This window comes from Pseudomonas multiresinivorans (assembly GCF_012971725.1).
Taxonomy (GTDB): Bacteria; Pseudomonadota; Gammaproteobacteria; order Pseudomonadales; family Pseudomonadaceae; genus Pseudomonas; species Pseudomonas multiresinivorans.
This window is the reverse complement of sequence record NZ_CP048833.1, coordinates 5081702-5103139: the sequence shown is the minus strand read 5'-3', so window position 1 is coordinate 5103139 and position 21438 is coordinate 5081702. Positions and strand designations below refer to the sequence as shown.

Annotated in this window: 22 protein-coding genes and 1 tRNA gene; 14 read left to right on the top strand and 9 right to left on the bottom strand. The window is 62.5% G+C overall.

Annotation, left to right across the window (positions count from 1 at the left end):
• Positions 1-226 precede the first annotated feature (226 nt).
• From pyk to gcl, 5 genes are all read right to left on the bottom strand, one after another.
• The gene (gene pyk / locus G4G71_RS23405) at positions 227-1657 is read right to left on the bottom strand and encodes a pyruvate kinase (RefSeq protein ID WP_054911140.1); all 1431 of its coding nucleotides are present in this window, start codon (positions 1655-1657) and stop codon (positions 227-229) included.
• A complete protein-coding gene (locus G4G71_RS23400) occupies positions 1654-2925 on the bottom strand; it encodes a glycerate kinase type-2 family protein (protein WP_169940552.1) in 1272 nt (423 codons plus the stop codon). Before G4G71_RS23400 ends, pyk begins: the two co-directional genes overlap by 4 nt.
• 324 nt (positions 2926-3249) lie before the next feature.
• On the bottom strand, positions 3250-4140 hold the full coding sequence (locus G4G71_RS23395; protein WP_169940550.1) for a 2-hydroxy-3-oxopropionate reductase: 891 nt from the start codon (positions 4138-4140) through the stop codon (positions 3250-3252).
• A gap of 69 nt (positions 4141-4209) precedes the next feature.
• Positions 4210-4992 (bottom strand): hydroxypyruvate isomerase, encoded by a 783-nt coding sequence (gene hyi / locus G4G71_RS23390; RefSeq protein WP_169940548.1) that lies wholly within the window; start codon positions 4990-4992, stop codon positions 4210-4212.
• 130 nt (positions 4993-5122) lie between these two features.
• Positions 5123-6898 (bottom strand): glyoxylate carboligase, encoded by a 1776-nt coding sequence (gcl, locus tag G4G71_RS23385; protein ID WP_169940546.1) that lies wholly within the window; start codon positions 6896-6898, stop codon positions 5123-5125.
• 338 nt (positions 6899-7236) lie between these two features.
• On the opposite strand from gcl, the gene G4G71_RS23380 reads away from it, so the two are divergent.
• Positions 7237-7668, top strand: coding sequence for a GlcG/HbpS family heme-binding protein (locus tag G4G71_RS23380; RefSeq protein ID WP_024763153.1), 432 nt, complete (start codon positions 7237-7239; stop codon positions 7666-7668).
• Positions 7669-7865: 197 nt separating this feature from the next.
• Here the strand turns inward: G4G71_RS23380 and G4G71_RS23375 are convergent, their stop codons facing one another.
• Positions 7866-8519, bottom strand: a complete 654-nt coding sequence (locus G4G71_RS23375; protein WP_054911136.1) for a TetR/AcrR family transcriptional regulator — start codon at positions 8517-8519, stop codon at positions 7866-7868.
• A gap of 193 nt (positions 8520-8712) precedes the next feature.
• Here G4G71_RS23375 and moaA point away from each other — a divergent pair, with 193 nt between their 5' ends.
• The 5 genes from moaA (at position 8713) to G4G71_RS23350 (ending at position 12541) form a co-directional block, all read left to right on the top strand.
• Entirely contained in the window at positions 8713-9708 is a 996-nt protein-coding gene (gene moaA / locus G4G71_RS23370; RefSeq protein ID WP_169940544.1) for a GTP 3',8-cyclase MoaA, read from the top strand.
• Positions 9709-9774: 66 nt separating this feature from the next.
• On the top strand, positions 9775-10605 hold the full coding sequence (locus G4G71_RS23365; RefSeq protein ID WP_169940542.1) for a substrate-binding periplasmic protein: 831 nt from the start codon (positions 9775-9777) through the stop codon (positions 10603-10605).
• A gap of 59 nt (positions 10606-10664) precedes the next feature.
• Positions 10665-11000 carry a low molecular weight protein tyrosine phosphatase family protein gene (locus G4G71_RS23360; RefSeq protein ID WP_169940540.1) on the top strand — a complete coding sequence of 112 codons (336 nt, stop codon included), beginning with the start codon at positions 10665-10667 and terminating at the stop codon, positions 10998-11000.
• A complete protein-coding gene (locus G4G71_RS23355; RefSeq protein WP_169940539.1) occupies positions 10997-11482 on the top strand; it encodes a hypothetical protein in 486 nt (161 codons plus the stop codon). Before G4G71_RS23360 ends, G4G71_RS23355 begins: the two co-directional genes overlap by 4 nt.
• A gap of 81 nt (positions 11483-11563) precedes the next feature.
• The gene (locus G4G71_RS23350; protein ID WP_169940537.1) at positions 11564-12541 is read left to right on the top strand and encodes a formate/nitrite transporter family protein; all 978 of its coding nucleotides are present in this window, start codon (positions 11564-11566) and stop codon (positions 12539-12541) included.
• A gap of 34 nt (positions 12542-12575) precedes the next feature.
• Here G4G71_RS23350 and G4G71_RS23345 read toward each other — a convergent pair whose 3' ends face one another.
• Positions 12576-13859 carry an NAD(P)/FAD-dependent oxidoreductase gene (locus tag G4G71_RS23345; RefSeq protein ID WP_045217794.1) on the bottom strand — a complete coding sequence of 428 codons (1284 nt, stop codon included), beginning with the start codon at positions 13857-13859 and terminating at the stop codon, positions 12576-12578.
• Positions 13860-14045: 186 nt separating this feature from the next.
• Between G4G71_RS23345 and G4G71_RS23340 the strand changes: the two genes are divergently transcribed.
• Positions 14046-14122 (top strand) — tRNA-Val (locus tag G4G71_RS23340).
• A gap of 137 nt (positions 14123-14259) precedes the next feature.
• Complete coding sequence (locus G4G71_RS23335; RefSeq protein WP_169940535.1) at positions 14260-14781, top strand: DUF4946 domain-containing protein; 522 nt, start codon at positions 14260-14262, stop codon at positions 14779-14781.
• A gap of 69 nt (positions 14782-14850) precedes the next feature.
• On the opposite strand, the gene G4G71_RS23330 is transcribed toward G4G71_RS23335, so the two are convergent.
• Both G4G71_RS23330 and G4G71_RS23325 read right to left on the bottom strand, forming a co-directional pair.
• A complete protein-coding gene (locus G4G71_RS23330) occupies positions 14851-15075 on the bottom strand; it encodes a hypothetical protein (RefSeq protein ID WP_017516486.1) in 225 nt (74 codons plus the stop codon).
• A gap of 443 nt (positions 15076-15518) precedes the next feature.
• Positions 15519-15872, bottom strand: coding sequence for a histone-like nucleoid-structuring protein, MvaT/MvaU family (locus tag G4G71_RS23325; RefSeq protein ID WP_024763161.1), 354 nt, complete (start codon positions 15870-15872; stop codon positions 15519-15521).
• 256 nt (positions 15873-16128) lie between these two features.
• Here G4G71_RS23325 and G4G71_RS23320 point away from each other — a divergent pair, with 256 nt between their 5' ends.
• From G4G71_RS23320 to pheS, 6 genes are all read left to right on the top strand, one after another.
• On the top strand, positions 16129-16962 hold the full coding sequence (locus tag G4G71_RS23320) for an alpha/beta fold hydrolase (RefSeq protein WP_169940533.1): 834 nt from the start codon (positions 16129-16131) through the stop codon (positions 16960-16962).
• A 241-nt stretch (positions 16963-17203) separates the two neighbouring features.
• The gene (thrS, locus tag G4G71_RS23315) at positions 17204-19126 is read left to right on the top strand and encodes a threonine--tRNA ligase (protein ID WP_169940531.1); all 1923 of its coding nucleotides are present in this window, start codon (positions 17204-17206) and stop codon (positions 19124-19126) included.
• The gene (gene infC / locus G4G71_RS23310; RefSeq protein WP_169942760.1) at positions 19126-19677 is read left to right on the top strand and encodes a translation initiation factor IF-3; all 552 of its coding nucleotides are present in this window, start codon (positions 19126-19128) and stop codon (positions 19675-19677) included. The genes thrS and infC overlap by 1 nt, the downstream gene beginning before the upstream one ends.
• Before the next feature lie 60 nt (positions 19678-19737).
• Positions 19738-19932 (top strand): 50S ribosomal protein L35, encoded by a 195-nt coding sequence (rpmI, locus tag G4G71_RS23305; RefSeq protein ID WP_017516491.1) that lies wholly within the window; start codon positions 19738-19740, stop codon positions 19930-19932.
• Positions 19933-19953: 21 nt separating this feature from the next.
• Positions 19954-20310 carry a 50S ribosomal protein L20 gene (gene rplT, locus G4G71_RS23300; RefSeq protein WP_003099086.1) on the top strand — a complete coding sequence of 119 codons (357 nt, stop codon included), beginning with the start codon at positions 19954-19956 and terminating at the stop codon, positions 20308-20310.
• A gap of 97 nt (positions 20311-20407) precedes the next feature.
• Positions 20408-21424 carry a phenylalanine--tRNA ligase subunit alpha gene (pheS, locus tag G4G71_RS23295; protein ID WP_169940529.1) on the top strand — a complete coding sequence of 339 codons (1017 nt, stop codon included), beginning with the start codon at positions 20408-20410 and terminating at the stop codon, positions 21422-21424.
• The last annotated feature ends 14 nt before the right edge of the window (positions 21425-21438 follow it).

Genomic DNA, 21438 nt, shown 5'->3' with positions numbered 1-21438 from the left:
TGGACCGACAAGCATTCGGGACTCAGGCTTGGGTGCTTGAGTATTCAGTAGCAAGGTCAAACCCGGACGGACGGGGACGCGGCCCCGTATTCCCGGCCCCGTCCGTCCGGGAGTGACTCGGTGCGGAGGCACGCTGTTGAGCGTGGCTCCTGAACTCGGTGTTTCTCCTGTCAGCTCGCTTCCCTCTCCCCAACCAGGGTTGGGGAGAGGGGCTATCAGGCTTGCATCAAACTTCCAGCGCCGGCGCCACCGTCTCGATCCGCAGCATGTTGGTACTGCCCGGCTGGCCGAAGGGCACGCCGGCGGTGATCACCACGGTGTCGCCACGGCGCGCCATGCGCTGGGCCAGGGCGATGTCCAGGGCGGTGGAGCAGATCTCGTCGACATGGGCGAGCTGCGCGTTGACCACCGAATGGACGCCCCAGGCCACGGTCAGGCGACGGGCGGATTTGAGTTGCGGCGTCAGGCTGAGGATCGGTGCCTTGGGCCGCTCGCGGGAGGCGCGCAGGGTCGAGGCACCGGACTCGGTGTAGTTCACCAGCACGGCCACCGGCAGGATGCGGCTGATCCGGCGGATCGCGCAGCTGATGGCGTCGGACACGGTGGCGTCCGGCTCCGGGCGGTTGATCTCCAGTGTTGCCTGGTAATCCGGTTCGGCTTCGACCTGGCGGATGATCTTCGCCATCATCTCCACCGCTTCACGCGGGTACTGGCCCGAGGCGCTCTCGGCGCTGAGCATCACGCAGTCGGCGCCTTCGCTGACGGCGTTGGCGACGTCGGTCACCTCGGCGCGGGTCGGCGCCGGGGAGAAGCGCATGGATTCGAGCATCTGCGTCGCCACCACCACCGGGCGGCCGAGCTGGCGGCAGACCTGGATGATGCGCTTCTGGATGCCCGGCACGCTTTCGGCCGGCATCTCCACGCCGAGATCGCCACGGGCGACCATGATCGCGTCGGACAGGCGTGCGATGGCTTCGATGGACTGCACCGCCGAAGGCTTCTCGATCTTGGCCATGAGGAACGCCTTGTCGCCGATCAGCGCACGGGCTTCCTCGATGTCTTCGGGACGCTGCACGAAGGACAGCGCCACCCAGTCCACGCCCAGCTCCAGGCCGAACGTAAGATCTCGGCGGTCCTTGGCGGTCAGCGGGCTGAGCTTGAGCACCGCTTCCGGGACGTTGACCCCCTTGCGGTCGGACAGCTCGCCGCTGTTCATCACGCGGGTCTCGATGGCATCGCTGTGGGCGTTGAGCACCTGCAGGCGAATCTTGCCGTCGTCGAGCAGCAGGCTCATGCCCGGTTCCAGCGCCTGGATGATTTCCGGATGGGGCAGCATGACGCGCTGGGCATCGCCCGGTGCGTCGTTGAGGTCGAGGGTGAAGGTCTGGCCCTTCTCCAGCTGGACTGCGCCCTCGGCGAAACGGCCCACGCGCAGCTTCGGTCCTTGCAGGTCCATGAGAATGCCGATGGGGTAGTTCAGCTCACTTTCCACTTCACGAACCCAGGCGAAACGCTGGGCGTGGTCGCTGTACTCGCCGTGGCTGAAGTTCAGGCGGAACAGGTTGGCGCCGGCTTCCACCAATGCGCGGATGTCGTCGCGGCTTTTGATCGCCGGGCCCAGGGTCGCGAGGATTTTTACTTTCTTGTCAGGAGTCATTTGTCGTTCTCGAGGACCAGGATGGCGCGGAAGTCGTTGACGTTGGTGCGGGTCGGTTTGGTGATCACCAGGTCGCCCAGTTCGGCGAAGAAGCCGTAGCCGTTGTTGTTGTCGAGCTCGTGCAGCGGATTCAGGCCGGCCTTGGTGGCGCGGCTGTAGCTGCACGGACTCATCAGGGCACCGGCGTTGCTTTCCATGCCGTCGATGCCGTCGGTGTCCCCCGCCAGGGCCCAGATGTTCGGTTCACCTTTCAGGTCGGCGGTGAGGCTGAGGAGAAACTCGGCATTGCGTCCGCCGCGGCCATTGCCGCGCACGGTCACGGTGGTCTCGCCACCGGAGAGGATCAGGCACGGCGCCTTCAGCGGCTGGCCGTACTTGCGAACCTGCCGGGCGATGCCGGCGTGGACCTTGGCCACTTCGCGGGACTCGCCTTCCAGGTCGCCCAGGATCAGCGTCGGAATACCAGCGGCTTCGGCCTTGGCCGCCACGGCGTCGATGGCATGCTGGGGTGTGGCGATCAGCTTGAAGTGGCTGCGCGACAGGCATTCGTCACCAGGCTTTACCGTTTCCGAGCGTGGGTCTTCCAGCCACGCGCGCACGTTCGCCGGGACTTCGATGGCGTAGCGCTTGAGGATCGCCAGGGCGTCGGCCGAGGTGGTCGGGTCGCCCACGGTGGGGCCGGAGGCGATCACCGTGGCCTCGTCGCCGGGCACGTCGGAAATCGCGTAGGTGTACACGCTGGCCGGCCAGCAGGCGCGTGCCAGGCGGCCGCCCTTGATGGCCGAGAGGTGCTTGCGCACGCAGTTCATTTCGCTGATGGCGGCGCCGGATTTCAGCAGGGCCTTGTTCACGCTGCGCTTGTCGTCGAGGCTGATGCCTTCGGCCGGCAGGGCGAGCAGGGCAGAGCCGCCACCGGAGAGCAGGAAGATCACCCGGTCGTTTTCGGACAGGCCGCTGATCAGCTCCAGCACGCGGCGCGCGACGCGTTCACCGGCATCGTCCGGCACCGGGTGCGAGGCTTCCACCACTTCGATGCTGCGGCACTGCGCGCCGTAGCCGTAGGGCGCGACGACCAGGCCTTCGACCTGGCCGTTCCAGTGTTGCTCGGCGACTTCGGCCATGGCCCCGGCGGCCTTGCCGGCGCCGATGACGATGGTGCGGCCACCTTTATCGGTGGGCAGGTGCTGCGCCAGTACCTGGGCCGGATGCGCGGCGGCGATGGCGGTGTCGAACAGCTCGCGCAGGAAGGCGCGTGGGTCCAGGCTCATGACAGGCTCCCGTGATTCTTGTTGTGGTGTATCCATGGCTCAATCTCCTTGGCAAAGGAGACTCAGCGATGGATTCGAACGCCCCGGCCGGCAAGGCCGTGATTCCCACCGGCCGGGTGTTCGAGTCGCTTTGCAGCATGGCGGGCGACGCCACTCCCATAACCTCGCCCGTCACCTTGCTCTGGCTGGCGGATAACGCCGTTGGCGTTATGCGCCCTACAACTTGCTTTCGTAGGATGGGTGGAGCTTGCGATACCCATCACCCAGCGGTGCCGGGATCGATGGGTATCGCTGCGCTCCACGCCATCCTACGAACATGCTTCTTCAGTCCTTGCGGATGGAGAAGTTGGCCATGTGCTCCAGGCCCTTGATCAGGCCGGAGTGGTCCCAGTTGCTGCCGCCGATGGCCGCGCAGGTGCTGAACACTTGCTGGGCGTTGGCGGTGTTGGGCAGGTTCAGGCCCAGTTCGCGCGCGCCGGCCAGGGCCAGGTTGAGGTCCTTCTGGTGCAGGCTGATGCGGAAGCCCGGATCGAAGGTGCCCTTGACCATGCGGTCGCCGTGCACTTCGAGGATGCGCGAGGAGGCGAAGCCGCCCATCAGCGCTTCACGCACCTTGGCCGGGTCCGCGCCATTCTTGGCGGCGAACAGCAGGGCTTCGGCGACGGCCTGGATGTTCAGGGCGACGATGATCTGGTTGGCCACCTTGGCGGTCTGGCCATCGCCATTGCCGCCGACGCGGGTGATGTTCTTGCCCATGGCCTGGAACAGCGGCAGGGCGCGTTCGAAGGTGTTCGGGCAGCCGCCGACCATGATGCTCAGGGAAGCGGCCTTGGCGCCGACTTCACCGCCGGAAACCGGGGCGTCCAGGTATTGCGCGCCAGTGGCCTTGATCTTCTCGGCGAAGGTCTTGGTGGCGGTGGGGGAGATCGAGCTCATGTCGATCACCACCTTGTTCGGGCCTACGCCTTCGGCGATGCCGTCCTTGCGGAACAGCACGTCTTCGACCTGTGGGGTATCCGGGACCATCACGATGATGAACTCGGCTTCCTGGGCCACTTCCTTGGGATTGGCCAGGCCGATGGCACCGCCTTCGACCAGGGCAGCCGGGGCTGCATCGTGGTGGGTAGAAACGAAGATCTGGTGACCGGCTTTCTGCAGGTTCTGCGCCATGGGCAGGCCCATGATGCCGGTGCCGATGAATCCGATTTTGGCCATGAGGAATTCTCCTGGTTGTTCTTGTTAGGCTGGCTGGCGCGGTGCGTACCCACCGCGCCGGCCGGCGAATCAGATGACGTTGTGGCTCTTCAGCCAGCCAAGGCCGGCTTCGGTGGTGGTCTTGGGCTTGTATTCGCAGCCGACCCAGCCGCGGTAACCGATGCGGTCCAGGTGGTCGAACAGGAAGCGGTAGTTGATCTCGCCGGTACCCGGCTCGTGGCGGCCGGGGTTGTCGGCCAACTGCACGTGGTTGATCGAGGCGAGGTTCTTCTCGATGGTCCGCGCCAGGTCACCTTCCATGATCTGCATGTGGTAGATGTCGTACTGCAGGAACAGGTTGGCGCTGCCGACCTTCTCGCGGATGTCCTGGGCCTGTTGGGTGGTTTGCAGGTAGAAGCCGGGAATGTCGATCGTGTTGATCATTTCCATGACCAGCTTGATGCCCGCGGCTTCGAGCTTGCCGGCCGCGTACTCCAGGTTGTTCAGGAAGGTGTTCTCGATGGTCGCGCAGTCGTAGCCCTGCGGACGAATACCGGCCAGGCAGTTGACCTGGGTGTTGCCCAGTACCTTGGCGTAGGCTATGGCCTTGTCGACACCGGCGCGGAATTCCTCGACGCGGTCCGGGTGGCAGGCGATGCCGCGCTCGCCTTTCGACCAATCGCCCGCTGGAAGGTTGAACAGCACTTGCTCGAGCTTGTTGGCGTCCAGGCGGGCCTTGATCACCTCGGCCTCGACGTCATACGGGAAAAGGTACTCGACACCGCTGAAACCGGCGCGTGCGGCGGCGTCGAAGCGGTCGAGGAAGTCCACCTCGGTGAACAGCATGGACAGGTTGGCGCAGAAACGGGGCATGGGGTCACTCCTGTTGAACGGGTGGTGCGTGGTGCTCGGCTTCTTCTAAAGAGAGCAGGGGGTGGGGGACTCCCCGCCAGGAAATGTCCACCCCCAGCTCCTCCCCGCAGGGAGGAGTCGTTCGGTTCTATCAGTCCAGCAGCGAGATGGCGGTAGGGGCGTCGATACCCTTGAGCGCCAGCTCTTCGAACTCGTTGACCGCGTTGATCTCGGTGCCCATGGAGATGTTGGTGACACGCTCCAGGATGACCTCGACCACCACCGGTACACGGTGTTGCTGCATCAGTTCGCGAGCCTGGGCAAAGGCCGCGCCGATCTGGTTCGGGTCGGATACGCGGATCGCCTTGCAACCCAGACCTTCCACCACGGCGACGTGGTCGACGCCATAACCGTTGAGCTCCGGCGCGTTGACGTTCTCGAACGCCAGCTGCACGCAGTAGTCGATCTCGAAGCCGCGCTGTGCCTGGCGGATCAGGCCCAGGTAGGAGTTGTTCACCAGCACGTGGATGTACGGCAGGTTGAACTGCGCGCCGGCGGCCAGCTCTTCGATCATGAACTGGAAGTCATAGTCGCCCGACAGTGCGACGACCTGGCGGCTCGGGTCGGCCTTGACCACGCCCAGCGCTGCCGGAATGGTCCAGCCCAGCGGGCCGGCCTGGCCGCAGTTGATCCAGTGGCGCGGCTTGTACACGTGCAGGAATTGCGCGCCGGCGATCTGCGACAGACCGATGGTGCTGACGTAGCAGGTGTCCTTGCCGAAGAACTCGTTCATCTCTTCGTAGACGCGCTGCGGCTTGACCGGCACGTTGTCGAAGTGGGTCTTGCGCTGCATGGTGCGCTTGCGCTCGCGGCAGGATTCGACCCAGGCGCTGCGGTCCTTCAGCTTGCCGGCGGCTTTCCATTCGCGGGCCACTTCGAGGAACACGTCCAGGGCGGAGCCGGCGTCGGAGACGATGCCCAGGTCCGGGGTGAATACGCGGCCGATCTGCGTCGGTTCGATATCCACGTGGACGAATTTGCGGCCAGCGGTGTAGACGTCGACCGAACCGGTGTGGCGGTTGGCCCAGCGGTTGCCGATGCCGAACACCATGTCCGATTCCAGGACGGTGGCGTTGCCGTAGCGGTGCGAGGTCTGCAGGCCGCACATGCCGGCCATCAGCGGGTGATCGTCGGGGATGGTGCCCCAGCCCATCAGGGTCGGGACCACCGGGACGCCGGTCAGCTCGGCGAATTCCACCAGCTTGTCGGATGCGTCGGCGTTGATGATGCCGCCGCCGGCGCAGATCAGCGGACGCTCGGCGTCATTGAGCAGGGCCAGGGCTTTTTCGGCCTGGGCGCGGGTTGCCTTGGGCTTGTTGACCGCCAGTGGCTCGTAGGCGTCGATGTCGAATTCGATCTCGGCCATCTGCACGTCGAACGGCAGGTCGATCAGCACCGGGCCGGGACGGCCGCTGCGCATTTCGAAGAAGGCCTTCTGGAAGGCGTAGGGCACCTGGCCCGGCTCCAGCACGGTGGTCGCCCACTTGGTGACCGGCTTGACGATGCTGGTGATGTCCACGGCCTGGAAGTCTTCCTTGTGCATGCGCGCACGGGGAGCCTGGCCGGTGATGCAGAGGATCGGGATGGAGTCGGCGGAAGCCGAGTACAGGCCGGTGACCATGTCGGTGCCGGCGGGGCCGGAGGTGCCGATGCACACGCCGATGTTGCCGGCGTTGGTGCGGGTGTAGCCCTCGGCCATGTGCGAGGCGCCTTCCACGTGGCGGGCCAGGACGTGATCGATGCCACCGAGTTTCTTCATGGCCGCGTACATGGGGTTGATGGCGGCGCCCGGTACGCCGAAGGCGGTATCGACACCTTCGCGACGCATGACGAGTACGGCAGCCTCGATTGCTCTCATTCTGGCCATATTTTGTTCCTCGGTTCTTATACTGATTGTGTACAAAAGTTGAGGCGATTCTAGGCAGGCAATTCAACGGAGGTCAAGACGGGTTGTATACGAGGGACTGAGCGGTCATTTTTCGCTGAAAGCCTTCTACTGCGCTGGTTTCGTAGAAAACCTGAACGCAGGGTCAAACTATCGTTTGAAAAAATGTATACAAAAATAGATGCAGATTGTCCTTTTCAGTTGCTTTGGGTGAGACCTTCGGCTACTAGATTGCGTACAGATTTCTGATACGCGTGTGTGCAGCATTCATCGGTGCGCACAGCGTGACCCGGCTTATCACCCTTGAAGAGGAAAACCTCATGACCACCCTGAGCCTGGAAACCGCACTGGACATCACCCGTCACGCCCTGGTGGCCAGCCGCGAGCTGTCCACTGCGCCGCTGACCATCGCTGTGCTGGACGCTGGCGGGCATCTGTTGAGCCTGCAGCGCGAGGACGGCGCAAGCATGCTTCGCCCGCAGATCGCCATCGGCAAGGCGTGGGGCGCGGTGGCGCTGGGCAAGTCGTCGCGCGTGCTGGCGGCGGACGCTCAGCAGCGGCCGTCATTCATTGCGGCGGTGAATACGCTGGCGCAGGGCAACGTCGTGCCGGCGCCGGGTGGCGTGCTGATCCGCAATTCGGCCAATGAAGTGATCGGTGCCATCGGCATCAGCGGCGATGTGTCGGATATCGATGAGCAGTGCGCGATCCGTGGCGTGCAGGCGCTGGGTCTGGTCGCGGACGCGGGCTGATCGAAGATAGGGAAGGGCGCGCGTTCGTCGCGCGCCAGGCCGAATTTGTAGGAGCGAGCTTGCTCGCGAACCGCCAAATGCGCCGGATGTATCAGGTGTAAAGCGGGTTCGCGAGCAAGCTCGCTCCTACGCGTTTCCGGGGTGCCAGTAGGATGGGTGGAGCGAAGCGATACCCATGCTGCAACGGTTGAAAACGCTTAGATCGAGAGCGGCCGCAAACGCCCCTGAGCCTTCGGCTCGCTGCCGTTGTCCGGCGCGGTGCCGCGCAGCACCAGGCGGGTGATGGTCTCGGTGGCCGCTTCGAAATCCGCATCGCTCAGGCTGGTCTTGCCGGTGACCATGGAGATCTGCCAGTCGAAATCGGCATAGGTCTGCGTTGCCGCCCAGATGGTGAACAGCAGGTGGTGCGGGTCCACCGGCGCCAGCAGGCCGCGGTCGATCCAGCTCTGCAGACAGGCGATGTTGCGTTGGGCCTGCGCGTTCAGTTCATCCAGGTATTCCTTGGGCAGGTGCGGCGCACCGTGCATCAGCTCGCTGGCGAACACCTTGGACGCGTGCGGCAGCTCCTGGGAAATCTTCACCTTGGAGCGGATGTAGGCGCGCAGCGCCTCGCTCGGCTCGTCGTCCTCGCGGAACGGCGCAGAGGCCTGCAGCAACGGCTCCACCACGCTTTCCAGCACGCTGCGGTAGAGGTTTTCCTTGGACTGGAAGTAGTAGTAGACGTTGGGCTTGGGCAGCCCGGCGCGAGCGGCGATGTCGCTGGTCTTGGTCGCCGCGAACCCCTTCTCGGCGAACTCCTCGCTGGCTGCGCGCAGGATCAGGCGCCGGTTACGCTCGCGAATGCTGGTCATTGGCTGGTCTTCTTTCTTGTATTGCGTGGTCACCAAATATAAGCCGGGCATGGTAGCACCGGGCTCTGGAAGCCCTCAACTCAGGCGCCTGTACGCATTTTCCTGACTCACGGGTCGGTTTTCTGTGTACAGCGGCAAGGTTCTGCGGTATTTCTAGCGCACTTTCGTTCGGCACCTGCCATCCGGAACCCCAATGTCCGATTCCCAGTTGGTCGACCCCTTCGGTCGACGTATCACCTACCTGCGCCTGTCGGTCACCGACCGCTGCGACTTCCGCTGCACCTACTGCATGAGCGAAGACATGCAGTTTTTGCCGCGCGACCAGGTATTGAGCCTGGAAGAGCTCGAAGCCGTCGCCGACGCCTTCATCGGCCTGGGTGTGAAGCGCATTCGCATCACCGGCGGCGAGCCGCTGGTGCGCAAGGGGCTGACCGGGCTGCTGGCCAGGCTGGGCGCGCGGCCGGAACTGGAAGACCTTTCCATCACCACCAATGGCTCGCAACTGCGCGAGCGCGCCGCCGAGCTGCGAGCGGCGGGTGTGCGCCGCCTGAACATCAGCCTCGACTCCCTGCGCCGCGAGCGCTTCGCCGCCTTCACCCGTTCCGACAAGCTGGAGCAGGTGCTCGACGGCATCGACGCTGCGAGGGAGGCCGGCTTCGATCGCATCAAGCTCAATGCCGTGGTGCAGAAGGACCGCAACGACGATGAGGTGTGTGACCTGGTGGAGTTTGCCCTGGCCAAGGGCATCGACATCAGCTTCATCGAAGAAATGCCCCTGGGCAGCGTCAGCAGCCACGAACGCAAGCAGACCCTGTGCAGCAGCGACGAAGTCCGCGCGCAGCTCGCCGAGCGCTGGCAGTTGCTGCCCACGCCCGAACGCAGCGGCGGGCCTTCGCGTTACTACCGCATCGACGGTTACGCCAGCCGCATCGGCTTCATCTCCCCGCACAGCCACAACTTCTGTGGCGACTGCAATCGGGTGCGGGTGACCGCCGAAGGCAAGCTGGTGCTCTGCCTCGGCCACGAAGGCGCGCTGGACCTGCGCCAACTGTTGCGCGAACACCCCGGCGACAGCGTGCGTCTGCGCGAAGCGCTGATGCAGGCGCTGCAGCTCAAGCCCGAACGTCACCACTTCGAAGCGGATCAGCAAGTACAGGTGCTGCGCTTCATGAGCATGACCGGCGGCTGAGTCCGCCACGGCGGGTTGCCTGACCTGCCCGATAGAACAACAACAACACGTCACAAGGAGAGTCGTTTGAAGCTCAAGGCCTTCTGCTGGGCGCTCGCCAGCATCCTGTTCCCCGTCATTTCCGCTCCTGTCGTGGCGCAGACCTACGTGGTCGGCGTCGAGAATCTCCCGTTCGCTCCGCACTACAGCACCGATGCCCAGGGCAATTACCAGGGCTTCGCTCGCGATGTGCTGGATCTGTTCGCCAGCACCAGTGGTATCACCCTGGAGTACCGTTCGCTGCCGGTGGATGCGCTGCTGCCGGCGCTGCTTTCCGGCGAGGTCGATCTCAAGTATCCCGATAACCCCGACTGGGCTCCGGAGCAGAAGGCCGGCAAGACCCTGCGCTATAGCCAGCCGGTGACGCAGTACGTCGATGGCGTGCTGGTGGCGCCTGAGCGACTGGGGCAGGGCATCGGCGCCCTGAAGCGGCTGGCGCTGGTGGAGGGTTGGACGCCGCGGGGCTACGAGGCGCCGATCCAGGCCGGGCAGATCAGCCTGGCGCCCAGCGCCGACCTGCGGCAGATGGTTCATACCGCGCTGAAGAAGCAGGCCGACGGCGCCTACTTCAACGTGGTGGTCGCCACTTACTACCTGGACAACATCCGCGCCAAGCCCGGCGCGCTGGTGTTCGATCCTTCGCTACCGCACACCCGCAGCGCGTTCCACCTGTCTACCGTGAAGCAGGGCGAACTGATCCAGCGCTTCGACCGCTTCCTCGTCGACCATGCCAAGGAAGTCGCCGCGCTCAAGGCCAAGTATGGCGTCGAGGCGAGCCTGGACTCCGAGCACCTGGGCGTTGAGCAGTGGAAGGTGGATTTCCTCGAGCGGCAGAAAGCGAAACAGAAGTCGCCCTGATCCGCCATCTTCCCTAGAATCGCCGCTGTCGTTTGCGCGCCAGCCGTAGGGAGGATGAAGTGCGCCGCGCTTTGTTCATCTGTAGCCGCAACCGCTTGCGCAGTCCCACTGCCGAAGCTGTCTTCGCCAACTGGCCGGAGGTCGAGACCGACTCCGCCGGGCTGGCGCCGGACGCGGAGGTTCTGCTGGGCGTCGAGCAACTGGAGTGGGCCGATCTGGTGTTCGTGATGGAGCGCAGGCAGCGACAGGCGCTGCTGCGCCGATTCCCCATGGCGATGCGCGGCAAGCACCTGGTATGCCTGGATATCCCCGATGACTACGACTACCTGCAACCGGAGCTGGTGCGGATTCTCGAGCACAAGGTCGGGCCATTCCTGCGGCAGGCTCAGGCGTGAGCGAAGTCCGCATTGCGCTCCGGGATGCAGTGCTGGTCTGCCCGGGGTTCCGCATCCAGGCCCAGCCCGAGCCTTCGCTGGAGATCGATGGCGACCTGCTCTGGGCGCTGGAGCAGCCGCAATGGTGCGAGCTGGCCGTGTCGCTGGAAGAGCGCGACGGCGCGTTGTGGATTGTGCCGGTGCCGCTTGCGCAGCAGGCGGGGTTCGATCCGCAGCGGGTGATCGGCTGGCGTGATGAGCCTGTGCGCATCGTGCAGCCCGAAGGTGTCGAGGATGCCGAGGCCGCTATCCATTGGTGGCGCGGCGGGGCGGTCGAGGACGTGCGCGGGCGCGTCAGTCATCATCCCTGGGGGCGCCTGCTGCGTCTTGAGGGGCCGGGGATCGGCCGCGAGCACATTCTCTTTCCCCGTGGGCACGGCTGCGTCTACCTCGGCCATCTGGACACGGACTGGCGTCAGCTGCGGATCGAGCCGACTTCCTGAGTTCGGCGCACCCCAAGATTTCCGGAACCGAAGCGCAGCGGTCGCAGCCTAAATCTGCACTGTCCCAGCGAGGTGCTCCGCATGGCCATCGAAAAACCGCCCGCTCGCGGCGCAGCCCAGTCGCGGCCGCGTAGCAAAGGCAGCGACTCTGCCGCAAAGCGCAAGACCGCACCACGCACCCAGGCCGGGGAGTCGAAGGCGGGCGGTGATACCGCGGACGATCTTTCTGCCGAAGAGCGTCGCAAAGTCGAGAAGAGCCAGCCGCCCCGCGCACTGGTACTGCACGAAGTCATCCGCTTGCAGGGCAATCACGAACTGGAGCGCACCCTGGCGGCGCTCTGGTGGTCGGCGCTGGCGGCCGGGTTGACGATCGGCCTGTCGCTGATGGCGATGGGTCTGTTTCGCGCGCGTCTGCCGGACCACGACATGGCGGTGATCACCACCAGCCTTGGGTATCCGGTCGGCTTCCTGGCAATCATCCTCGCGCGCCAGCAACTGTTTACCGAGAACACCTTGACGGCGGTACTGCCGGTGATGAGCGAGCCGACCCTGGAGAAGTTCGGCCAGTTGCTGCGCCTGTGGTCGGTGGTGCTGCTGGGCAACATCGTCGGCGCGCTGCTGTTCGCCTACGGCATGCTGCACCTGCCGATTTTCGACACCAAGGCGGATCAGGCTTTCCTGGAGATTGGCCGCGAGGTCATGGAGAACGACCATTGGCAGATGTTTTCCAAGGGCATCGTTTCCGGCTGGATGATCGCCACCATGGTCTGGCTGGTGCCGGCGGCGGAGAACGCCAAGGTGTGGATCATCTTCCTGGTCACCTACCTGATGGCGCTGGGCAGCTTCAGTCACATCGTGGTCGGCACCTGCGAGGTGGGCTACCTGATGTTCGCCGGGGAAGTGGGGCTGGCGGCGTTCGTCATCGATTTCGCTTTGCCCACGCTGGTGGGCAACATCGTGGGCGGTAGTCTGATCTTCGCCCTGATGAGCCACGCCCAGGTACGCAGCGATACGACATCGACACCGGAAAAGCTCCCGAAAAAGAAAACGGCGCCCTGAGGCGCCGTTTTTTCGTGCGGTGTAAAGCGAGTCGTCAGATGCCCAGCTTGTCGCGCATGGTGTAGTACCAGGCACCGATCGCGGAGAACGGCACCTGGAACATGCGGCCGCCCGGGAAGGGGTAGTGCGGCAGGGTGGCGAAGGCGTCGAAACGCTCGGCCTGGCCACGCAGGACTTCGGCCAGCAGCTTGCCTGCCAGGTGGGTGTAGGTTACGCCGTGACCCGAGCAGCCCTGGGAGTAATAGATGTTGTCGCCGATGCGGCCAACCTGCGGCAGACGCGAGAGAGTCAGCAGGAAGTTGCCGGTCCAGGCGAAGTCGATCTTCACGTCCTTCAGCTGCGGGAAGACCTTCAGCATCTTCGGACGAATGATCGCCTCGATGTTCGATGGATCGCGCGCACCGTAGACCACGCCGCCACCGAAGATCAGGCGGTTGTCGCCGGTCAGGCGGTAGTAGTCGAGCAGGTAGTTGCAGTCCTCGACGCAATAGTCGGTCGGCAGCAGGGACTTGGCCAGGTCGGCGCTCAGCGGCTCGGTAGTGATCACCTGGGTGCCGCATGGCATGGACTTGGAAGCCAGCTCCGGTACCAGGCCGCCGAGGTAGGCGTTACCGGCTACCACGATGAACTTGGCTTTCACACGACCCTTCGGGGTGTGCACGACCGGGTTGGCGCCACGGTCGATCTTCACGGCTGGTGACTGCTCGTGGATCACGCCGCCCAGGGATTCCACGGCCGCGGCTTCGCCCAGGGCGAGGTTCAGCGGGTGGATGTGGCCGCCGCTCATGTCGAGCATGCCGCCGACATAGCTGTCGGTGCCCACGACTTCGCGGATGCGTTTGGCGTCCATCAGTTCCAGCTGGGTGTGGCCGAAGCGCTCCCACAGCTTTTTCTGCGACTCCAGGTGGCCCATCTGCTTGGCGCTGAGGGCCGCGAACACGCCGCCGTCCTTCAGGTCGCACTGGATGTTGTACTTGGCGATACGCTCGCGAATGATGCGACCGCCTTCGAAGGCCATGTCGCCCAGCAGCTTGGCCTGCTTGGCGCCAACGGTGCGCTCGATGACGTCGATGTCGCGGCTATAACTGTTGACGATCTGGCCGCCGTTACGGCCCGACGCGCCGAAGCCGACCTTGGCGGCTTCCAGTACGGTGACCTTGAAGCCGTTTTCCAGCAGGAACAGGGCGGTCGACAGGCCGGTGTAGCCAGCGCCGATCACGCAGACATCGGTTTCCACCTCGCCCTGCAGTTCAGGACGGGCCGGGACCGGGTTGGCCGAAGCTGCGTAATAGGAAGAGGGGTAGGAAGTGTGCGGCATAATGCACCTGTGTTTGTTATTTTTTACGAGATGTGCGGATGCTACCTGAGTCGAATCTGGCCGGCTAGTGCCCGTGCAAAATAATTTACGGACGGTCGAACATAAAAAAATTCACTTTTTCAGTGGCTTAGCTGAAAAAAGTGCTTGACCGGTGAAAACGATCGCGTAGAATGCGCCCCACACGACAGGCACATAGCTCAGTTGGTTAGAGCACCACCTTGACATGGTGGGGGTCGTTGGTTCGAGTCCAATTGTGCCTACCAAACATAATCGCTTCGGCGATTTCAGAAAGGGCGATCCGAAAGGATCGCCCTTTTTGTTTGCCTTCAGGAAAGTAGCTTCTCTGCAGAGGCGATGACGCGCCTGCTATGTTTTCCCCTGGTGGTGGTCGGAGGTGGTGATGGTCGGTCTGCGATCCTGGTTGTTGTTCGGTGCGCTGCTGGTGCCGTTGCCGGCTCTGGCGGAAATGCAGGTGATCTGGCCGCAAGGCTGGGAAGTCTCGCGCTCGCCGGCCGATGCGGCGGTGGACGCGCCGGTGGTTCGTCAGCGCGGCGTGCGCTTGGCGGAAGACGGTTCTCAGGATCTGGTCATGGAGGTCACGCGCAGTCGGCTCGGCTCCGGCGTCACGGTCAGTGCCGAGAATGTCATCGTCGAGATGCGCAAGGCGCTGCAGAAAGACTTCATGCGGCAGGGCTTCCAGGCGGCGTGCAGCAAGCCACTGGATACCAGGCTTGGTGGCTTGGAAGGTCTGGAGGTGCATTGCGGGATCAGTCAGAACGGCACTGAGGTACTCAAGCAGACCGTGCAGGTGGCGCTGGGTGATGGTGCGGCCTATTCATTGACCTATGCGGCGCCGGCGCAGCGCTATGCGGAGTTGCTGCAGGAGATCGAGACGGTGAAGGCGGGCATCAGTCTGCGCTGACTTCTTCCTTTATATGGATGGCAGAAAAGCAAAAGCCCCGCTCATGCGGGGCTTTTTTCGATTCCGGGCTCAGGCTGCGATGGTGGCTTGCACTCGCTGGATCACCGCGTTCAGCGGCGCCTCGCCCTGGTATTGCTGGGGGTAGAGGCGTTCGGTGTGCTTGGCGATGCCATGCTCGTTGACCAGGGTGAAGCTGAAGCCATGCTTGCGCTTGGCCTGGATGACGCAGTTCAGAGGGGCGAAGGCCGCCGAGAGGGTGCCAATCGCCTCCAGGATTTGCGGGGAGGTTTTCATTGTCTTGTCTTTCCAAATAGGTAACGGTCCTATGACCGTCGAAATCGTCAAAAGCTCCGGTTGCGATCTGAGAATGCAGAAAACGTATGACCGGAATATGGCAGCGATTGGAAACTTGGGGGTCGGTTCGCGTCAGTCTGCGGTGTTGGGTGATTGCAGGTGATTTGACGTGGGGCGCTGGTCGCTCGGGCAAGCTTTCCTGGCACGGTTGGCGTGCTCTGGAATCGATGCGGAGGATGCGCTGGCCGTGGCCCTGTGAACCCCAGCTTCTGCCCTGGATCAGGTAGGGAGTGCTGGGAGGGGCGACCTTGGGTTTGGTTTTCGCTGGGGGGGATTATAAGGATTTCTGCTAACGATGGCTAGTTTTTATACAGCCGCCGGTCAGTTCCTTGTGAGTGGGTGAGAAATTCCGCGGAGCGGGAGCGCTCCGCGGAACGTCGGGCTTACTGCAGCCAGGATTCCACGGTGTCGCCACCGTACTGTTGTTTCCAGGCCTTCAGGGTCTTGTGGTTGCCGCCCTTGGTCTCGATGGTCTCGCCATTGTGCGGGTTCTTGTAGATCTTCAGTTGGCGAGTGCGGCGCGCCGGCTGTGCAGCTGCGGGCTCGGTGGAAGTCTGCGGGTCAAGAATCTCGATGACATTGCGCAGGTTCATGCCGTACTGGTCCATCAAGGCTTGCAGTTGATCCTTGAACTCCAGTTCCTTTTTCAGGCCGCCATCGCTCTTGAGTTTCTCGAGCAGGGCGAGTTGCTCCTGGAGTTTGCGCTCGGCTTCGCGGAATTCCGCAAGTTTGGACATCTGGGTGCTCCCGTGTGCTGGGTGATTAGTACGGCGCGATTCTGTGTTCTGGTGATTGTTCGCGTCAACTGAATATATGAATTGTTGCGATTGGGAAAACACACTTTAAATGTAATGGGCTGATGAAGGGTTGGTGGATTAATTGAGTGATCGGGGATAATGCGCGGGCTAAAGGGCGTGGTTGGGTTTCGTTACCGCTCGATAATCCCTGCAGACTCTGTGTGCTTTATTGTGGTGCGTTGCCTGTGAGTGCTGGATGAATTTCGAGATTGTGAAATATCGGGTCAATGACTATGAACTGACGTGCCAGGTTGCCGGGCAGGGCGTGCCCCTGCTGCTGGTGCACGGGTCGCTTTGCGACTACCGCTACTGGCAGGCGCAGGTCGAAGCGTTGTCTGCCCGCTGCCGCGTGATCGTGCCCAGCCTGCGCCATTACTTCCCGGAACAATGGGACGGCCAGGGGAGTGGTTTTACGACGGAACAGCATGTTGATGATCTTCTCGCGTTGATCGATCAGTTACCTGAGCCGGTCCATCTGCTGGGGCATTCGCGGGGCGGCAACATCTGTTTGCGAGTGGCGCTGATGGCCCCGCATAAATTGCTCACTTTGGCGCTTGCTGATCCAGGCGGAGACTTCGCCGACAATGTCTTCACTGGAGCAAATATTGAGGCGCCAGTATCTCCCGTTGAACGCAATCAGTTTCGCCAGCAGGCGCTTGGCATGATTCGCGAGGGAGATGTTGAAGGAGGGTTGCAACTCTTTGTCGATACTGTCAGTGGGGCGGGAGTCTGGTCGAGGTCATCTCGGCAGTTTCGTGAGATGGCGACGGCCAATGCCATGACCTTGGTTGGGCAGGTTACCGATCATCCTGCGCCTATCAATCGAGAGTCGATATCGCAGTTGCAGTTGCCAGTATTGCTGATCGGCGGAGCCAGAAGTCCGGAGCCGTTTCCGCGAATCCTCCAGGCGCTGCAAATGGTCCTTGCGGATGCGCGCTTGGTGACGATTCCCGGCGCTTCCCATGGCATGAATGTGATCCGTCCGGCGTCCTTCAATCGCGCTGTGCTGGAATTTGTCGATCAGTACTGAGCGAAGTCAGGCTCTGCGCTCGTCAGCTTGCGCAACTTGCAGTAACATCCAGCGCCCTGTCCGCTATTGTTTGCGATCAGGTTTTCGATTTCTTCCAGTGATCTACGTCCGCGCGCGAAAGCGCAGGGTGCCGACAAGGCGCCTGCCACTGTGGGGCAGGCTTGCCCGGCGGGCGACGCTTACTGGCACATCCCAACCCATGTGGCCTTTCGTAGGGGTCACCACTAGGAGAGGAGGCGCCATGCCCATCATTACTCTTCCCGACGGTAGTCAGCGTTCCTTCGATCATCCGGTCAGCGTGACCGAGGTGGCGCAATCCATTGGCGCGGGCCTGGCGAAAGCCACCCTGGCCGGCAAGGTCAACGGCCGTCTGGTCGATGCCTGCGACATCATCGACAGCGACGCGACCCTGCAGATCATTACCCCGAAGGACGAGGACGGGCTGGAAATCATCCGCCACTCCTGCGCTCACCTGGTGGGCCATGCGGTCAAGCAGCTGTATCCGACCGCCAGGATGGTCATCGGCCCGGTGATCGACGAAGGCTTCTATTACGACATCGCCTTCGAGCGTCCCTTTACGCCGGAAGACATGGCCGCCATCGAAAAGCGCATGGCCGAGCTGATCGAGAAGGACTACGACGTCATCAAGAAGATGACGCCGCGTGCCGAAGTCATCGAGACCTTCAAGGCTCGTGGTGAGGAGTACAAGCTGCGCCTCATCGACGACATGCCGGATGAGAAGGCCATGGGCCTGTACTTCCACGAGGAATACGTGGATATGTGCCGCGGCCCGCACGTGCCGAACACCCGTTTCCTGAAGGCCTTCAAGCTGACCAAGATTTCCGGCGCCTACTGGCGTGGCGACTCGAAGAACGAGCAGCTGCAGCGCGTCTATGGCACCGCCTGGGCGGACAAGAAGCAGCTGGCTGCCTACATCCAGCGCATCGAAGAAGCCGAAAAGCGCGATCACCGCCGTATCGGCAAGCAGCTCGACCTCTTCCATCTCCAGGAAGAAGCGCCGGGCATGGTCTTCTGGCACCCGAACGGCTGGACCGTCTATCAGGTGCTCGAGCAGTACATGCGCAAAGTGCAGCGCGACCACGGTTACGTGGAAGTCCGTACCCCGCAGGTCGTCGACCGCATCCTCTGGGAGCGCTCCGGCCACTGGACCAACTACGCCGAGAACATGTTCACCACTTCGTCGGAAAGCCGCGACTTCGCCGTCAAGCCGATGAACTGCCCATGCCATGTGCAGATCTTCAACCAGGGCCTGAAGTCCTACCGCGACCTGCCGCTGCGTCTCGCCGAGTTTGGTGCGTGCCACCGCAACGAGCCGTCCGGCGCGCTGCACGGCATCATGCGTGTACGTGGCTTCACCCAGGACGATGCACACATCTTCTGCACCGAAGAGCAGGTAAAGAAGGAAGCGGCCGATTTCATCAAGCTGACCCTGCAGGTCTATTCGGACTTCGGTTTCAGCGATGTCTCCATGAAGCTGTCCACCCGTCCGGCCAAGCGAGTCGGTTCCGAAGAGCTGTGGGATCGGGCCGAAAGTGCTCTGGCCGATGCTCTGAACGAATCCGGCCTGGAGTGGGAATACCAGCCGGGCGAAGGTGCCTTCTACGGTCCGAAGATCGAGTTCACCCTGAAGGACTGCCTTGGCCGTAACTGGCAGTGCGGCACCCTTCAGTACGATCCGAACCTGCCGGAGCGTCTGGATGCCAGCTATATCGCCGAAGATAACAGCCGTACCCGTCCGGTCATGCTGCACCGTGCGATCCTCGGCTCGTTCGAGCGCTTCATCGGCATGCTCATCGAGCACTACGCCGGCCTGTTCCCGGCCTGGCTCGCACCGACCCAGGCGGTGGTGATGAATATCACTGACAAGCAGGGCGAATGGGCCGAAGAAGTGGTGCGTCAGCTCGAGCAAAGCGGATTCCGTGCCAAGTCTGACTTGAGAAACGAGAAAATTGGCTTTAAAATCCGCGAGCATACTTTGCTCAAGGTTCCCTATCTGCTGGTTATCGGTGATAGGGAAGTTGAATCGCAGGCCGTCGCCGTACGTACGCGCGAAGGGGCAGACCTCGGCTCGATGCCGGTCGCCCAGTTCGCGGAGCTTCTCGCTCAGGCGGTTTCCCGGCGTGGTCGCCAAGACTCGGAGTAATCATTATTAAGCGTGAAATGAGACAGGATAAGCGGGCTCTCCCGAAACCACCGATCAACGAAAACATCACCGCCCGTGAGGTGCGTCTGATTGGTGCCGACGGTCAACAGATTGGCGTGGTCTCCCTCGATGAGGCCCTCCGTCTAGCCGACGAGGCCAAGCTGGACCTGGTGGAAATTTCTGCTGATGCGGTGCCTCCTGTCTGCCGCATCATGGACTACGGCAAGCACCTCTTCGAGAAGAAGAAGCAAGCCGCTGCTGCGAAGAAAAACCAGCACCAGCAACAGATCAAAGAAATCAAGTTTCGTCCAGGGACGGAAGAAGGGGATTACCAGGTAAAACTACGCAACCTGGTACGTTTCCTTAATGAAGGGGACAAGGCCAAGGTATCGCTTCGATTCCGTGGTCGTGAGATGGCCCACCAGGAGCTGGGCATGGAGCTGCTGAAGCGAGTCGAAAACGACCTCGCCGAGATTGGCACCGTGGAACAGCATCCTAAGCTGGAAGGACGCCAGCTGATGATGGTCATCGCTCCCAAGAAGCGTAAATAACCTCCCGGGCACTGGCAGGCCTGATGGTTATCAGTTGTTAACGAATGCGGAGTACTAAACATGCCTAAGATGAAAACCAAGAGTGGCGCCAAAAAGCGCTTCAAAGTGACTGCTGGTGGCATCAAGCACAAGCACGCTTTCAAGAGCCACATCCTGACCAAAATGACCACCAAGCGTAAGCGTCAGCTGCGCGGCACTTCGATGCTCGCTGCTTCCGACGTTCGCCGTGTAGCGCGCTCCCTGCGTCTGCGTTGATTTCTGGTAGAGGATAAATAAATGGCTCGTGTTAAGCGTGGCGTAATTGCCCGTCGTCGTCACAAAAAGATTCTGAAGCTCGCAAAAGGCTACTACGGCGCGCGCTCGCGCGTGTTCCGTGTTGCCAAGCAGGCGGTAATCAAAGCAGGCCAATACGCCTACCGCGACCGTCGTCAGCGCAAGCGTCAGTTCCGCGCCCTGTGGATCGCCCGTATCAACGCTGGTGCTCGTCAGAACGGTCTGTCCTACAGCCGTCTGATCGCTGGCCTGAAAAAGGCGGCCATTGAGATCGACCGTAAGGTATTGGCCGATCTGGCTGTGAACGAAAAAGCGGCGTTTACCGCGATTGTCGAGAAAGCGAAGGCCAGCCTGGCTTAAGCCCCACGACAGTTACCGGATCTCGGTCCGGACGTAACGTCACCGATAGGGGAAGAGCCTTACCGCTCTTCCCCTATTTTGTATCTGGAGTTGGTACATGGAAAACCTGGACGCGCTGGTTTCGCAGGCCCTGGACGCCGTGCGAAACACCGAAGACGTCAACGCCCTGGAGCAGATCCGGGTTCACTACCTCGGCAAGAAAGGCGAGCTGACCCAGGTCATGAAGACTCTGGGCGACCTGCCGGCCGAAGAGCGCCCCAAGGTCGGCGCGCTGATCAACGTTGCCAAGGAAAAGATTCAGGATGTGCTGAACGCCCGCAAGGCCGAGCTGGAGGGCGCCGCCCTCGCCGCCAAGCTGGCAGCCGAGCGTATCGACGTGACCCTGCCGGGCCGTGGCCAGTCCTCCGGTGGCCTGCATCCGGTCACCCGCACCAAGGAACGCATCGAGCAGTGCTTCACCCGCATCGGCTATGAAGTGGCCGAGGGTCCGGAAGTCGAAGACGACTACCACAACTTCGAAGCGCTCAATATTCCGGGCCACCACCCGGCTCGTGCCATGCACGACACCTTCTACTTCAATGCGAACATGCTGCTGCGCACCCATACCTCGCCGGTACAGGTCCGCACCATGGAAAACCAGAAGCCGCCGATTCGCATTGTCTGCCCGGGCCGCGTCTACCGCTGCGACTCCGACCTGACCCATTCGCCCATGTTCCACCAGGTCGAAGGTCTACTGGTCGATGAAGATGTCAGCTTCGCCGACCTCAAGGGCACCATCGAAGAATTCCTCCGCGCCTTCTTCGAGAAAGAATTCTCCGTCCGCTTCCGTCCGTCCTTCTTCCCCTTCACCGAGCCTTCGGCGGAAGTCGACATCCAGTGCGTGCTTTGCAGCGGCAAAGGCTGCCGTGTCTGCAAACAGACTGGCTGGCTGGAAGTCATGGGTTGCGGCATGGTCCACCCCGACGTGCTGCGCATGTCTGGCATCGATCCCGAGAAGTACCAGGGCTTCGCCTTCGGCATGGGTATCGAGCGCCTGGCCATGCTGCGCTATGGCGTGAACGACTTGCGCCTGTTCTTCGACAACGATCTGCGGTTCCTCGGCCAGTTCCGCTAGCCCGCACGACCGTC

Excerpts from the sequence above, each read along its gene's own strand:
- rpmI (WP_017516491.1), top strand. The coding sequence starts at position 19,738 with ATGCCTAAGATGAAAACCAAGAGTGGCGCCAAAAAGCGCTTCAAAGTG.
- G4G71_RS23350 (WP_169940537.1), top strand. The coding sequence starts at position 11,564 with ATGGCCATCGAAAAACCGCCCGCTCGCGGCGCAGCCCAGTCGCGGCCG.
- hyi (WP_169940548.1), bottom strand. The coding sequence starts at position 4,992 with ATGCCCCGTTTCTGCGCCAACCTGTCCATGCTGTTCACCGAGGTGGAC.
- rplT (WP_003099086.1), top strand. The coding sequence starts at position 19,954 with ATGGCTCGTGTTAAGCGTGGCGTAATTGCCCGTCGTCGTCACAAAAAG.
- gcl (WP_169940546.1), bottom strand. The coding sequence starts at position 6,898 with ATGGCCAGAATGAGAGCAATCGAGGCTGCCGTACTCGTCATGCGTCGC.
- G4G71_RS23345 (WP_045217794.1), bottom strand. The coding sequence starts at position 13,859 with ATGCCGCACACTTCCTACCCCTCTTCCTATTACGCAGCTTCGGCCAAC.
- G4G71_RS23395 (WP_169940550.1), bottom strand. The coding sequence starts at position 4,140 with ATGGCCAAAATCGGATTCATCGGCACCGGCATCATGGGCCTGCCCATG.
- G4G71_RS23325 (WP_024763161.1), bottom strand. The coding sequence starts at position 15,872 with ATGTCCAAACTTGCGGAATTCCGCGAAGCCGAGCGCAAACTCCAGGAG.
- thrS (WP_169940531.1), top strand. The coding sequence starts at position 17,204 with ATGCCCATCATTACTCTTCCCGACGGTAGTCAGCGTTCCTTCGATCAT.
- G4G71_RS23320 (WP_169940533.1), top strand. The coding sequence starts at position 16,129 with ATGAATTTCGAGATTGTGAAATATCGGGTCAATGACTATGAACTGACG.
- G4G71_RS23335 (WP_169940535.1), top strand. The coding sequence starts at position 14,260 with ATGGTCGGTCTGCGATCCTGGTTGTTGTTCGGTGCGCTGCTGGTGCCG.
- pheS (WP_169940529.1), top strand. The coding sequence starts at position 20,408 with ATGGAAAACCTGGACGCGCTGGTTTCGCAGGCCCTGGACGCCGTGCGA.
- G4G71_RS23400 (WP_169940552.1), bottom strand. The coding sequence starts at position 2,925 with ATGAGCCTGGACCCACGCGCCTTCCTGCGCGAGCTGTTCGACACCGCC.
- G4G71_RS23375 (WP_054911136.1), bottom strand. The coding sequence starts at position 8,519 with ATGACCAGCATTCGCGAGCGTAACCGGCGCCTGATCCTGCGCGCAGCC.
- G4G71_RS23380 (WP_024763153.1), top strand. The coding sequence starts at position 7,237 with ATGACCACCCTGAGCCTGGAAACCGCACTGGACATCACCCGTCACGCC.
- moaA (WP_169940544.1), top strand. The coding sequence starts at position 8,713 with ATGTCCGATTCCCAGTTGGTCGACCCCTTCGGTCGACGTATCACCTAC.
- G4G71_RS23330 (WP_017516486.1), bottom strand. The coding sequence starts at position 15,075 with ATGAAAACCTCCCCGCAAATCCTGGAGGCGATTGGCACCCTCTCGGCG.
- pyk (WP_054911140.1), bottom strand. The coding sequence starts at position 1,657 with ATGACTCCTGACAAGAAAGTAAAAATCCTCGCGACCCTGGGCCCGGCG.